Below are 12,294 nucleotides of genomic sequence, written 5' to 3' on the forward strand. Positions count from 1 at the left end.
TAAGTGCTTACAAAGTCAAAATCAGTAAATTCTTTGTTGATATAAAACAAATTCCTGGGGTTAATCCCATCCTCAATAAGTTTATTGGCAATCTGCCGCAAAATATAACTCTTGCCAGCACGCCTTTGACCAACCAACACCTTAATAAGTTTACTCCCTGTGTAATCAAATATCTTGTCCGTATTAGTTTCACGGTAAAACCCCATTTCAGGAACATTCCCGTCCCAAAAATTATATCTCTCTAAAGCTGCAAAATTTTCTTCCATGGCCGAACAAATTTATACGAATATATAAAAAATCTTCTACACTCGAAAATTTCACAAGCAAAAATACTCAGCTTTGGAAAAGCCAAACATTAGCCCAGTTAAAAATCCAATAAATCTGGATTTGACTCCTCGAAAAGGGCTATTATTCAAGGGACTCACCCAGGCGCATTTCTTGAATTTCCCAAAAGCCCCCATTTGCTGGCCCTATCCGAAAAAGTATCTTTTCTTTCCTCATTTTTTGCAACTGATACTCGATGCCCTTAGCTGAAATTCCAACTTTTGCTGCCAACTCATTGATAGTAATCTTAGGATCTTCCGCAATTAAACGTAAAATTTTCTCCCTAGTTTTCTCCCTAGTATTTCGAATTTGTCTTTTACCCGATTTCTGATCATCCCACCCATTATGAGCAGCAAATACTGTTACCCCAAAAACTCCTATCCGTTTGTAATCAAATACAGGTTCCGGATTTCCATTATCAAGAAGTTCAACCTTAACTCTGGCGATTCCCCTATTAAACCTATTTACATATCCCAAAACTTTCATTGCTTCAGCTACCACCGGATTCCGGTAGTCATTCACATCCGGAAAATTCTCTGGCCGGGCATTTCCATACAATCCTCCTGGATTTATTACCTCTATTCGCCCGGAATACTGATAAAACCTTACTGGAGCGTTTAACACCATCCCCAACTGACAAAAAGCCAGTGGGAAGACGTCTTTGATACTGCACTTAATTTCATTAATCAAATTTTGCCGGACAGCATATCAACAAATGCTTTAGACTTATATCACAAATACGATAATGAGAATTCCCGTGTGTCTGTGTATAGCTTATACCTGAATGGCCAACAAGTATTTAACTACAGCTCCGACCAAAGTATAATTCAAGAAATAGTGGAAAGACAGAATATTGAAATTGAAAGTAGCCTTAAGAATTTGCCATCCACTGCAGTCACCTTTGCAAAAGACACAATTGATCTTAAAACTAACCTGTTTTAATTATCCCAACCTCTGCTAATTAAAGAAAATCTGATCAATATTGTATTCAGATTAAAGCAGCCCAAGACGAATATCACCAGAAATTGGGTGTTTGTATATAACCAAACGCTGTATCGGGTTTAATATGAAAAACTTGTGTTTTTGAAAAATGGAACAACCAAATTTCAATAAGGATAAGCTGATTTAGTATTGGTTCGAAAGCTCAGATGATGACTACTTCCTAATTAACACTTACACTGGGACCAACCACCCAACGAACAGCCATGGACAGTAGCCATTACCAATCCAATGGCAAAATACAAAGTCTACGCCTAGCCGAATATGTAAATTAGGGTTTATACGCTTTTACTGCATCAATAATATCTTCTTTAACAAACTCCCAATACTTACCCCTTAAACAGATTGGCTCGAAATCAACATCGGCAATCTCAAAGTTGATGAGATTATTGAATATGAGCTCTTCATCGTGTGTATAAGGATAACGCTGTTTATGAAGAGAAAGCATAGAAGAAAGGTCATATTGCGTTAGCAGTTCATCCAAATCCCAAAAATCCTTTTTGCGACCAATACGTTGCACCACATCAATTTTCATAGCAATGATTTCTTCGATAGTTGCCATTCTTATGCCCTCCTCAATAAAAGGATGCTGTATGAAAGCGTCCGTATAGAATACATCTAGTTTGACAACATTGCCTTTATCTGTGCCTATACTGTAAGACTTACCCATTGCCGGATCCAGGTTTGAAAAATGATGGTAATAGGGAAATGTCTTTTCGATAAATTCATCAATAGCTTTAAAGTCTATAGAACCATAAGCAGCATCGCTGAATAGATCTATATCCATAGACAAACGATGTCCTAATTGAAGGCTTAATGCTGTGCCACCAACTAAACGGAATGGCTCAAAAACCGAAGACTCCATTAGAGAAATCAATGTATTCTTTAAAATCTCATTGACGGTGTTATAATACAACATATTTAGTCTGTAGTTTTATGGGATCTGTATAAAGTATATGGGCTTCTTATATTAGATTCTTTCAGAGCCTGTTTCACTTTTTCAGAACCATAAAAGCGACTAATTTCATCTTTGTCGTTTGTATTCCCTCGCTCAAAAACACGCTGAATAACAGCCCTGTATTGTCGTTTCCAATTTATATGTTGAATATCTGTATCCCAAAACAAAGCTTTACTCAAGATATTCAGATCAGGCGTTTTTTGTATTTCTTTTTCTTTAATTTTTTGAATATCATAATATGCCTGCAATATCACCAACGAACCTTCTTCCAATTCAAGTTCTCGCTCAATCTTCAATGCTAACGCCGTGCTAATTCCTCTTTTTCCTTTCGTAATAGCATTAAACGTTTGTGGGTGTTCCTCTAAAGATAATGCAAAAGGACGTTGCTTGATAGAACGTTTTTTTAATTCTCTATCAAGTACAATACCTGGATGAATACCCCTATATTTTTCAAATTGCTTAACCATAGTACAAATATAAACATTTTTGCTTACTCTTTCAGCACAAACCCCCGGATTTGTTACTGCATACTTATTTGGATCTTACGCGAAAAATATACATCAAACAGAAAGTGACATTGATATCGCTTTGGTAAGTCCAATATCCCCCCTAAATCTCCCGCAACAAATCCAATAAATCCGTCGTAGAGAGCCGGGCGCTTTTGTCGGTGCCCTCGAGCAGACTGTTAGCCATATCGCGTTTGGTGGCATGCAGCTGCACAATTTTTTCCTCAATGGTGTTTTTAGCCACCAGACGGTAAATCGTCACTGGCCGCATTTGCCCCATCCGGTGCGCGCGGTCGCTCGCCTGATCCTCAATGGCCTGTCGCCGCAGCGCCTCATAAAATGCCATTTCCGGCTCACTGAGTTCCACCCCAAAGGTTATCTCCGTCTTGGACGGCAACTCATCCAGCACTTTGTTTTTAGTGCGACGCAGAATAAAGGGCGCAATCATTTTTTTCAGATGTCCTTTTTGGGAGGCCGACTCGTTTTTAACATAGTGGTCGGTAAAGTGCGCCAAGGTACCCAGCAGCCCCGGATTGAAGAAATTAAACAAGTTCCAGAGCTCCCCCAGATGGTTTTGTACCGGCGTACCCGTCAGCGCCAATTTAAAGTCGGCCTGAATACTCATGGCCGCCTTCGACGACTTCGCCTGCGTATTTTTAATGGCATGTGCCTCATCCAGTATGGCCATCGACCAATTAATCTTAGAAACCCGCGCCTCCTCGCTCTGCAGCATACCGTAGGTAAGCACCAGCACATCAAAGGAAGTCAGGGCCGACAGCGTATCCTCCCGGTTACCGGTTTTCAAAAGTACCGGATTCAAAGTGGGCGAAAAGCGGCGCAGCTCGCTGCACCAGTTGGGCGCCACCGAAGCGGGACACACCACCAGTGAGGGACCATTTTCCGCCAGGTGCAGCAGCATCCCAATGGCCTGCACGGTCTTTCCCAGACCCATGTCGTCGGCCAGACAAGCACCGGCACCCCAGGCATGGAGACGGGTCATCCACCGGAAGCCCTCTTCCTGGTAAGGCCGCAATTCCGCTTTTAAAGTCGCCGGGACAGGCACCTCCACCTTTTCGGTGTCCGCCATTCGTTTGCGAAAATCCTTCCACGCCTTGTCCGATTTGAAAGAAGCCGCCTGACTGGTCAGCTCATCCTTCGAATGCGCCGCAAAAGAATTGACTTTCACCGCCCCTTTATCAATGGTCACAAAAGCATCCAGCTCCTCCATCTGCCTTTTTAATTCTTCCGTAAGGGCCAGAAACTCATTCTTCTTCATCTCAATAAAACGGCCACTGCCCTTTCTCGACAGGCTCAGCAAATCCTTGATGGACAAAACCGTCTCCTCATCCACCTTGAGCTCCCCCTGGAGCTCAAACCACGCCCCCTTGCGCTTCACCCTCAGGTGAAGCTGATCAAAAGAAGCCTTCTTCTTCATTTTAAAGCGCTCCCCCTCCGGCCATTCCACCACCGCCAGATCGGGATGCTGATCAATGGTCTCCAAAAGATTGAGGCAATGATAGGGATCGCTGAACAGCACAGCGTCCTGGGCAAGATCCGCATCCATCGTCTTCGCCAGCTCATTGGAAAAACACTCCGCGTTTTCCATCTCCGCATTCAGCTGGCGCACTGCCTGACAGCGTTCACCCGCCATAGAGCCATAAACCACCTTGCCACCCTTTCCGGGCTTCAGATAAGGCGGCGCACTGCCCAGCGGCTTCACAAACATCTCCGCCTTCAATCCGTCCCCCATCGGCAGAATCTGAATCCGCAGGGTAGCCATATTAGAAAGTCGCCACAGACTGGTTTTAACCGTCAGCATGACTACAGAAACAAAAAAACTTGTAGAATGCAAAAATGCCTTGTCGTAACCAGGCATCTCCATCATACGTACATAGTAGCCATGAAGCTGGTTCAGACCCTCCATCCTCCCCACGTACACCGCCACCTTTTGCCCATCCTTATCATACTCCTGCAGAAAGACCGAGATCAAATATTCACGCAAGTAAAAAGCCGAAGGCACCGTCCACGCCTCACAAAAATCCGTCCTTTCAGCCCTTCTCGCCAACTTCTCATAAGCAGGTTGCCGGATGAGCTGACGAAACAGTTCCATCTTTAAATCAAAAGGCACCGTATAGTAATGCGACTCAGCAACAACCAGCCCTGCCTTCTCCAAATCCTCCAGAGCATCATTAATCTCCGTGGCATTGAAATCACCCTCCACCAGCCGCACCAGATTGGCCTTCTTATTGTACTTATAAAACCCACAAAAGAAAATGGTCAAAGCATTCACCATCTCACGGTGCAAAACAGGCAAAGCCTCATATTTTTTCAGGAGCACCACCGCTCTTGATGGCCTATTAGGACGAGTCATTCCTTGTCAATTAGTATCTTATAGCAGATTATTCTGTTCTCCAAAAATAGAAAAACTTCCCTTAGTTTGGAAAGTCATCGAAATCACATTTGTTCGAAAATTGATTTCATTAACCGCACACCTTCTTACCCCAACCCAGTTGACCCACCAATCAATTCGGCGTATCGATTAACATAACAAATAATTCCATCAACAAAAAAAGTTTTTGATTTAACAAAAACTTCTACTAAATTGCAGCTTCAAACATCAACAAATCACTGAAAACCCATATTTTATCCACCTTAACTCAAAAGATTATGTTTGGACACAAATGCTTCTTACGCATCGGCCAACTGAACGATGCCAGTCTGGCCACCCTCACCAACGACGGCTACGAATTAATGACCTGCAGCTACTCCTTTGCGCAGGGAACCGATCAAAACGGTCAGGCACAAACCGAAGTGGTTGGTGGTATCATCGACATCGTTTACCCCAACATCCCCACCAAAGAACTCACAGAATGGATGAAAGTCTCCGGCAGATACTTAAGCGGCGCCATTGTCATCTGCGATGCCGATGGCATTCCCATCGAAAAAGTCCATTTTGAAGATGCCGCCTGTGTCGGCATGGAAATCAACTTCACAGAAACCGGCAGCACCTATGCCACCACCAGCTTCACCCTGTCCGCCCGCAAATTGGCCATTGGTACAGCAGACAAAATCAACAGATGGGTCAACCTTAAAAACTAACCACATGCAACTACCCAGTTACGATCAAACAGACACCAGTCTTTCCGTCAACTAACCTAAGTACCGACCAATGAAAAGCTACAATAAACGCTATATTTCACGGGCCGATTTCCACGCCCTGCAAAGCTTGCGCATCCCTTATACCGGTTTCATTAAAGGCGTAGGCTATGCCTACACCAGCTTCGGATTTATTCCTCCGCCCACCAGCACCGTGTTAGTGCACCCACCAGAGTGCCCTATAACCAAAGCTATCAACAGACCACCATCACCCAGCTCGTCGACACCTCACCTGAGGCACAAGTCCGCAGTCTCCATTTACAACCCGACGACCTGATCCTACTGCTGGTCACCAAACGACCCGGCTGTGGTAACAACCTCAACCTGGGCAACGGACGCATCGAGCAGCTATCGGCCGACTGCGAACTCATCCGGGAAATCACCGACACCCCCACCGGAATGAAATACAAAATCGGCTATATCAACAAAGCCACCGGAAAGCAAGCAACCACCAGTGGCTACCTGCGCGACATGCACATCACCTTTGCCAGCAACACTGATCAAATATCACCTTTAGAAATCCCCGGAGAAATCAACCTCACCGCCAGCCAGGTCCTCCTGGAACTCCCCACCCAGGAAAAACAAGCCCGGCAACAAACCTCCTGGCAATACTACGGCTGGATCTTCACCGACCCCAACGGCACCGCCCCAATGGATGCCACCCCTTTCAGAGCCCACAAAACCTACATCCTCTCAGACGCCCTCTCCTGGATTTCCCTCATCGGCAGCATGTCCCGCCCCCGCGCCAACAACCGCTCCACCAACTTCTGGGCCTGGTTCGGCCAATGCTTGGAGAAATTAGGCGATATGGGAAGTGTTTCTGCGCCAAGGGAGGCTTATGGGGTGGAGAGCGAAGCCATACCCGATACTATTTCCTCCCAAAATAAAGAATCAAACAAATATAAAGGGTGGATCAGAACACCTGAATTAGAAATGATTAGCCGAAGATACATTGACCCAACTGGAGATTCAGTTTTGCTGGTTGGAAAAGATTCAACGCTTTTCGCCCCAGTTTATAAAAAAGACAACATCCTACTAAGAAAAAAAATCCAATTGAAATGAAAACTTACAAATCAATCTATCTACTCTTTTTAATATTCATGCCTGGATGCATTAATCCAGCTAAAACATCAATTGACTATTCCCAGATGGATGATATTTTACTTTCCTCACTCGAATTTTCGGGAGCCTTTTCAGAACCAATAAAACTTTACGACCATTTCTATAATGAAGGAACCTCACATGAAAACCAAGTAGCCTATCTCTCATTTGATGAGCCCTTGAATTATTTAATTTCCAAAAGAACCATTAGGTATTTGTCTTCTAGAACCAACAAGCCTCTTACTAAAGATTTAATCAAAAGCCTTACAAAAAATTTAACCATTACGCTCACAAAAGACACGATCGTTTCGAATAACTCCTTACTACTAATATCTGAACCTTTTTCGGTATCGTACAACATTTTCTCTTTCACTATTACAAAAAAATCCGAAGGAATTGAACCTCAAAATGAATTCTGGATATATTACATTAGCGAAGATCCAAACAATCAAAATCACTACCAAACTATTAGTGTTTATGACTGGCAAAAAGACATGCTCTATAAAGTAGAAAAATTAAACGGAAACTCTGCGACTCAAACTAGAGCTAATCACTAAAAACCCATATTAAATCAACCTTAACTCAAAAGATTATGTTTGGACACAAAATGTCTTACGATCAAACAGACACCAGCCTTTCCGTCAACTAACCTAAGTACCGACCAATGAAAAGCTACAACAAACGCTATATTTCACGGGCCGATTTCCATGCCCTACAAAGCTTGCGCATCCCTTATACCGATTTCGTTAAAGGCGTAGGCTATGCCTACACCAGCTTCGGATTTATTCCTCCCGCCCACCAGCACCGCGTTAGTGCACTCACCAGAGTGCCCTATACCCAAAGCTATCAACAAACCACCATCACCCAGCTCGTCGACACCTCATGGAACTCCCCACCCAGGAAAAACAAGCCCGGCAACAGGAGACTCTCTTCTTTATATTCGACCCACTCAGAACCCTCTTGGTGTAAGAAACAAAGTCCCTACGAACTTTAAAAACAACTCAAAATAATGGTATTATGAGAATTAGAATTGTAATAGGCACACTACTTTTTAGTTTTTTAATATGTAATTGCAAACCCAACTCTGAACATTATCCCCAACTGACCAAAAGCCAATGGGAAGATATCTTTGATACTGCACTTAATTTCATTAACCAAACTTTGCCGGACAGCATATCAACAAATGCTTTAGACTTGTATCACCAATACGAAAATGAGAATACCCGTGAATCTGTGTACAACTTATACCTGAATGGCCAACAAGTTTTTAACTACAGCTCCGACCAAAGTATAATTCAAGAAATAGTGGAAAGACAGAATATTGAAATTGAAAGTAGCCTTAAGAATTTGCCATCCACTGCAGTCACCTTTGCAAAAGACACAATTGATCTTAAAACTAACCTGTTTTTCATATCCCAACCTCTGTTAATTAAAGAAAATCTGATCAATATTGTATTCAGATTAAAGCAGCCCAAGACGAATATCACCAGAAATTGGGTGTTTGTATATATAAAGGAAAATATACTGCTAACCCAAATAGTCATCTACGATGAACAGAACGACTATTTCTGGGAACTGCATGATTTATAGGCTACCAAAAAACTCAAGACACCTGATAAACCTAACCCCAAAGCACCTGATAAAATGATTTACTACAAGTTCGTCATCTTATTAATTTCAACAGCATTGGCTTCTTGCCAAGGAAAAACCACCTTCACCATAGAGGAAACCTCTGAGAACTCATTACGAATCAACAGCAAGACAAATTCCCTTTCCCTGGAATTCAAAAATGGAAGCATTTCTTCAATCCATGCGATCAACCATGATTCCAAAAACGGTAATTCTTGGGAATATTACCCAGATGGAAGCATCAAAAATAAATACAGTTACCGGAATGGCACTATAGTCAATTCCGCATACGAGTATTATAACAATGGAAGCTTAAGCGTATACAAGTTTTTCGATACTATGGGGCGACTTGCCTATTTAAGAAATTATGCAGAAGATGGAAGTTTTGACTCCGAATCGGGGGTCCTAATAACCTACAACGAGGATGAAATAATGCTCAAAAACGATACCCTGACTTTACCCATTCAGATGCCTGAACCTCCCGGAACTAAAATATCCAGTGTAATAATATTTGAAGATTCATCGTTGAACCCAATTGATTCCATAAGATTTGAAGCCTCTAATTTTGATGTAAAGATACCAGTTAAAGAAATATCCAACCTTTTGATCAAAACCCAATTGAGAGAAAGGGAAGTCTTTACCTGTAATGACAAACGATTTAGCATTAGTAACCTTGTGGACCTGTGTTCACGATTCTAACAACTCTGGATAGCAAGACACCCTCTCTACGCAAATTCAGCGTGCTGTAACTGCTTAATAGAAATATCAATGTATTTAGGGTTTGAAAACAAACTTCTTTTCCTGTCGCTCCATTTCTCAAGCTCCTCACGAATCAATTTGTTTTCCAGGCTTTTCTCTTTTGACGCAATAAAATCAATCGATGAGATTAGTTCCAGTGCAAAATCCGAATAAAAACCAGTAAGAAATTCGACCGTCCTTTTAGCAATCTCAAGCAATTCAACATCACCTTCAACATGCTTTTTCACCATATCGTATCCATCTGCTACCAAAACCAATGGCTCAAATGGCTTTTTACTCATATCACTATATCCCATAATATAGCTACCATTTAGCACGTTCAAAACAAAACGAACTTTCCCGGAATAGGGACCGTAAAAATTAGGAATAAAATCAAGCTTAAAATACTTTTTAGCACCAAATCGCTGTAAGAAATAGCAGATTTTTTCGCTTGAAAATTCAGACACATATTCTCCGTTTCTAACTAAATCATATAAAACATAGAGCAACAAAGCCCGTGCATCAGTCAGTTTAACTCTTTCTTTCTTTAATTGATCTTTAATATGCTGTGTTGGCTCGTACACCACAATTTCAGCATCTAAACCACTCAATTTCTGCTCAATTAACCTTTTAACTTTCACCCAATCAAGCCCACCATTCCCTGCTCCTAATGGAGGTATAGCAATGCTGCGGATACTGTTTCGCTGCAAAACATGAATTAAATCATCTAGTCCGGCTTCAATAAAACTGTATTCAGATGGCTTTCTCCAATCCTTCTTGGTCGGAAAATTTATGATAAATTTCTCTCCTGAACTGAAATTTGAATCTTGCACAACCAGTAATTTACCAATCCTCATTTCTTCACTCTTACAAGCCTCAACATAGGCCTTAAAATTATTTGGATAGGCCTTCTTGAACTGTAGAGCTATTCCTTTGCCCATAACACCTACTGTATTGACAGTGTTAACCAACGCTTCTGCGTCGCTTTCCAAAATATTCCCTGTAATATATCTGATCATAATTCTTCGTTTTAATAATAAGCCTTGGGGATGACTTTAATCTTACTTTCCTCTACTCCAAAAGTAACCAATCTGCTTTTGGCCAAATCATTATAACATCCAAAGCCAGTAATAAAATCGGGAGGTAAATCCCTTGCAACTAATAATTCAGCTTGCTTTTTCCTCTTTACGTCAAGATTCTCGTTCCCGCCCCAATATGAAGACCTTACAGCATCCCAATCTACAATACTAACAAGTTCATTAACCATTGTCGCATCATAGAAAGAGGTAAGCATATCAAATGCATGACCATCGGTAAAGAAAAAGTCAATTCTTGAAGATATTACCTTACTTAATGGACAAGCTAAATAAACAATGTCATCAGGAGCTGTCGGCTTTTCTACAAAATTGCCACCATGTTGTGCCACATAAAGCATTGGCATCCTGACACCAAAATAAAATGGAATAAAATCACCTAAAACTATAGAAGATAAATCTTTATCAAAGGCAGAATTACCATTATCTACAACAACGGCTTTTTCACTCCTATTGTCAATCAGACTTAAATCTCCAATATTCTTGAAGGTACTACTTTTATTTTGAGAATCTTTATGCGTAATACCATATTGAAGAACATGAGGAATATTCTCAACATGAGTGATTCTGTAAAGTATAACATTATCCAGTTCCACAACGCTTTAACTCAATTATTTAGAAAAATATTCTTTTTTTTTTGCATGTCCAAGATACATAAATCTGGTCGGTTTTCACAAAATAATATACCGTTGGGCCAAGACCCATTTCTAAATTTTCAATAAGGCATTCATGACAACCGCTCTCCTTCGCTCCCCAACCCAGTTGACCCACCAATCAATTCGGCGCTTTGATTAACATAATAAATAACCCCATCAACAAAAAAAAGTTTTTGATTTAACAAAAACTTCTACTAAATTGCCGACTCAAACCACAACTAATCACTGAAAACCCATATTTTATCCACCTTAACTCAAAAGATTATGTTTGGACACAAATGCTTCTTACGCATCGGCCAACTGAACGATGCCAGTCCGGCCCCCCTCACCGACGGCTATGAATTAATGACCTGCAGCTACTCCTTTGCGCAGGGAACCGACCAGAACGGTCAGGCACAAACCGAAGTGGTTGGTGGCATCATCGACATCGTTTACCCCAACATCCCCACCAAAGAACTCACGGAATGGATGAAAGTCTCCGGCAGATATTTAAGCGGCGCCATAGTCATCTGCGATGCCGATGGCATTCCCATCGAAAAAGTCCATTTTGAAGATGCCGCCTGTGTAGGCATGGAAATCAACTTCACAGAAACCGGCAGCACCTATGCCACCACCAGCTTCACCCTGTCCGCCCGCAAATTGGTCATTGGTACAGCAGACAAAATCAACAGATGGGTCAACCTTAAAAACTAACCACATGCAACTACCCAGTTACGATCAAACAGACACCAGCCTTTCCGTTAACTTTTCACTGGAAGGCGAAATCGTCTTTCGTCGCGAAGGCGCCAACGCCGTATTAAAAGTCAAATTCAAAAACGCCTATTGCATCGGCTTCGACCGGATAATTGACGCCGTAGGCGGCATCCGTACCGTTTTAACCATTTCACCCGAGCAAGTATGGCTCAACGACATTGAATTTTACAACCGATGGCCCCTCAACTAATCCAAGTACCGACCAATGAAAAGCTACAACAAACGCTATATTTCACGGGCCGATTTCCATGCCCTGCAAAGCCTGCGCATCCCTTATACCGGTTTCGTTAAAGGCATAGGCTATGCCTACACCAGCTACGGATTTATTCCACCCGCCCACCAGCACCGCGTTAGCGCACCCACCGACCCCAACGGTAGCA

16 protein-coding genes are annotated in these 12,294 nt (G+C 42.1%); 9 read left to right on the forward strand and 7 right to left on the reverse strand.

Annotated features, from left to right (window positions below):
- From JCM15548_RS19000 to JCM15548_RS19015, 4 genes are all read right to left on the reverse strand, one after another.
- Nucleotides 1–266 (reverse strand): AAA family ATPase (locus JCM15548_RS19000; protein WP_157482965.1); only part of this gene is annotated, 266 nt, incomplete at its 3' end.
- Nucleotides 267–408: 142 nt separating this feature from the next.
- Nucleotides 409–1,014: an ATP-binding protein gene (locus tag JCM15548_RS19005; protein WP_062128593.1), complete on the reverse strand. Its 606-nt coding sequence runs from the start codon at nt 1,012–1,014 to the stop codon at nt 409–411.
- A 580-nt stretch (nt 1,015–1,594) separates the two neighbouring features.
- On the reverse strand, nt 1,595–2,242 hold the full coding sequence (locus JCM15548_RS19010) for a nucleotidyl transferase AbiEii/AbiGii toxin family protein (RefSeq protein ID WP_062128595.1): 648 nt from the start codon (nt 2,240–2,242) through the stop codon (nt 1,595–1,597).
- Nucleotides 2,243–2,244: 2 nt separating this feature from the next.
- Nucleotides 2,245–2,748 carry a helix-turn-helix transcriptional regulator gene (locus JCM15548_RS19015; RefSeq protein WP_062128597.1) on the reverse strand — a complete coding sequence of 168 codons (504 nt, stop codon included), beginning with the start codon at nt 2,746–2,748 and terminating at the stop codon, nt 2,245–2,247.
- A gap of 19 nt (nt 2,749–2,767) precedes the next feature.
- On the opposite strand from JCM15548_RS19015, the gene JCM15548_RS26475 reads away from it, so the two are divergent.
- Complete coding sequence (locus tag JCM15548_RS26475) at nt 2,768–2,917, forward strand: nucleotidyltransferase domain-containing protein (RefSeq protein ID WP_083985261.1); 150 nt, start codon at nt 2,768–2,770, stop codon at nt 2,915–2,917.
- Here JCM15548_RS26475 and JCM15548_RS19020 read toward each other — a convergent pair.
- The gene (locus JCM15548_RS19020) at nt 2,891–5,158 is read right to left on the reverse strand and encodes a DEAD/DEAH box helicase (protein WP_083985262.1); all 2,268 of its coding nucleotides are present in this window, start codon (nt 5,156–5,158) and stop codon (nt 2,891–2,893) included. The two genes, JCM15548_RS26475 and JCM15548_RS19020, sit on opposite strands and share 27 nt — an antisense overlap.
- A gap of 296 nt (nt 5,159–5,454) precedes the next feature.
- On the opposite strand from JCM15548_RS19020, the gene tssD (JCM15548_RS19025) reads away from it, so the two are divergent.
- The 6 genes from tssD (JCM15548_RS19025) (at nt 5,455) to JCM15548_RS19050 (ending at nt 9,372) form a co-directional block, all read left to right on the forward strand.
- Nucleotides 5,455–5,886, forward strand: coding sequence for a type VI secretion system tube protein TssD (gene tssD, locus JCM15548_RS19025; protein WP_062128601.1), 432 nt, complete (start codon nt 5,455–5,457; stop codon nt 5,884–5,886).
- A gap of 231 nt (nt 5,887–6,117) precedes the next feature.
- The gene (locus JCM15548_RS19030; RefSeq protein WP_062128603.1) at nt 6,118–7,005 is read left to right on the forward strand and encodes a hypothetical protein; all 888 of its coding nucleotides are present in this window, start codon (nt 6,118–6,120) and stop codon (nt 7,003–7,005) included.
- A complete protein-coding gene (locus tag JCM15548_RS19035; protein ID WP_062128605.1) occupies nt 7,002–7,601 on the forward strand; it encodes a hypothetical protein in 600 nt (199 codons plus the stop codon). Before JCM15548_RS19030 ends, JCM15548_RS19035 begins: the two co-directional genes overlap by 4 nt.
- A gap of 107 nt (nt 7,602–7,708) precedes the next feature.
- Nucleotides 7,709–8,038 carry a hypothetical protein gene (locus JCM15548_RS19040; protein WP_062128607.1) on the forward strand — a complete coding sequence of 110 codons (330 nt, stop codon included), beginning with the start codon at nt 7,709–7,711 and terminating at the stop codon, nt 8,036–8,038.
- A 23-nt stretch (nt 8,039–8,061) separates the two neighbouring features.
- On the forward strand, nt 8,062–8,634 hold the full coding sequence (locus tag JCM15548_RS19045) for a hypothetical protein (protein WP_062128608.1): 573 nt from the start codon (nt 8,062–8,064) through the stop codon (nt 8,632–8,634).
- A 54-nt stretch (nt 8,635–8,688) separates the two neighbouring features.
- Nucleotides 8,689–9,372, forward strand: coding sequence for a toxin-antitoxin system YwqK family antitoxin (locus JCM15548_RS19050; RefSeq protein ID WP_062128610.1), 684 nt, complete (start codon nt 8,689–8,691; stop codon nt 9,370–9,372).
- Between the two features lie 26 nt (nt 9,373–9,398).
- On the opposite strand, the gene darG is transcribed toward JCM15548_RS19050, so the two are convergent.
- Both darG and darT read right to left on the reverse strand, forming a co-directional pair.
- Nucleotides 9,399–10,430 carry a type II toxin-antitoxin system antitoxin DNA ADP-ribosyl glycohydrolase DarG gene (gene darG, locus JCM15548_RS19055; protein WP_062128612.1) on the reverse strand — a complete coding sequence of 344 codons (1,032 nt, stop codon included), beginning with the start codon at nt 10,428–10,430 and terminating at the stop codon, nt 9,399–9,401.
- Between the two features lie 11 nt (nt 10,431–10,441).
- Nucleotides 10,442–11,101 (reverse strand): type II toxin-antitoxin system toxin DNA ADP-ribosyl transferase DarT, encoded by a 660-nt coding sequence (darT, locus tag JCM15548_RS19060; protein WP_062128614.1) that lies wholly within the window; start codon nt 11,099–11,101, stop codon nt 10,442–10,444.
- A 324-nt stretch (nt 11,102–11,425) separates the two neighbouring features.
- Between darT and tssD (JCM15548_RS19065) the strand changes: the two genes are divergently transcribed.
- Both tssD (JCM15548_RS19065) and tssD (JCM15548_RS19070) read left to right on the forward strand, forming a co-directional pair.
- Nucleotides 11,426–11,854 (forward strand): type VI secretion system tube protein TssD, encoded by a 429-nt coding sequence (gene tssD / locus JCM15548_RS19065; protein WP_062128616.1) that lies wholly within the window; start codon nt 11,426–11,428, stop codon nt 11,852–11,854.
- 4 nt (nt 11,855–11,858) lie between these two features.
- Nucleotides 11,859–12,104, forward strand: coding sequence for a type VI secretion system tube protein TssD (tssD, locus tag JCM15548_RS19070; protein WP_062128618.1), 246 nt, complete (start codon nt 11,859–11,861; stop codon nt 12,102–12,104).
- Nucleotides 12,105–12,294 lie beyond the last annotated feature (190 nt).

The organism is Geofilum rubicundum JCM 15548, from assembly GCF_000974365.1.
Classification (GTDB): domain Bacteria; phylum Bacteroidota; class Bacteroidia; order Bacteroidales; family Marinilabiliaceae; genus Geofilum; species Geofilum rubicundum.

Bases quoted from the DNA above. Each gene is read 5' to 3' on its own strand.
- JCM15548_RS19010 (WP_062128595.1), bottom strand. From the start codon at position 2,242: ATGTTGTATTATAACACCGTCAATGAGATTTTAAAGAATACATTGATT.
- JCM15548_RS19015 (WP_062128597.1), bottom strand. From the start codon at position 2,748: ATGGTTAAGCAATTTGAAAAATATAGGGGTATTCATCCAGGTATTGTA.
- JCM15548_RS19020 (WP_083985262.1), bottom strand. From the start codon at position 5,158: ATGACTCGTCCTAATAGGCCATCAAGAGCGGTGGTGCTCCTGAAAAAA.
- tssD (WP_062128601.1), top strand. From the start codon at position 5,455: ATGTTTGGACACAAATGCTTCTTACGCATCGGCCAACTGAACGATGCC.
- JCM15548_RS19035 (WP_062128605.1), top strand. From the start codon at position 7,002: ATGAAAACTTACAAATCAATCTATCTACTCTTTTTAATATTCATGCCT.
- JCM15548_RS19040 (WP_062128607.1), top strand. From the start codon at position 7,709: ATGAAAAGCTACAACAAACGCTATATTTCACGGGCCGATTTCCATGCC.
- JCM15548_RS19045 (WP_062128608.1), top strand. From the start codon at position 8,062: ATGAGAATTAGAATTGTAATAGGCACACTACTTTTTAGTTTTTTAATA.
- JCM15548_RS19050 (WP_062128610.1), top strand. From the start codon at position 8,689: ATGATTTACTACAAGTTCGTCATCTTATTAATTTCAACAGCATTGGCT.
- darG (WP_062128612.1), bottom strand. From the start codon at position 10,430: ATGATCAGATATATTACAGGGAATATTTTGGAAAGCGACGCAGAAGCG.
- tssD (WP_062128616.1), top strand. From the start codon at position 11,426: ATGTTTGGACACAAATGCTTCTTACGCATCGGCCAACTGAACGATGCC.
- tssD (WP_062128618.1), top strand. From the start codon at position 11,859: ATGCAACTACCCAGTTACGATCAAACAGACACCAGCCTTTCCGTTAAC.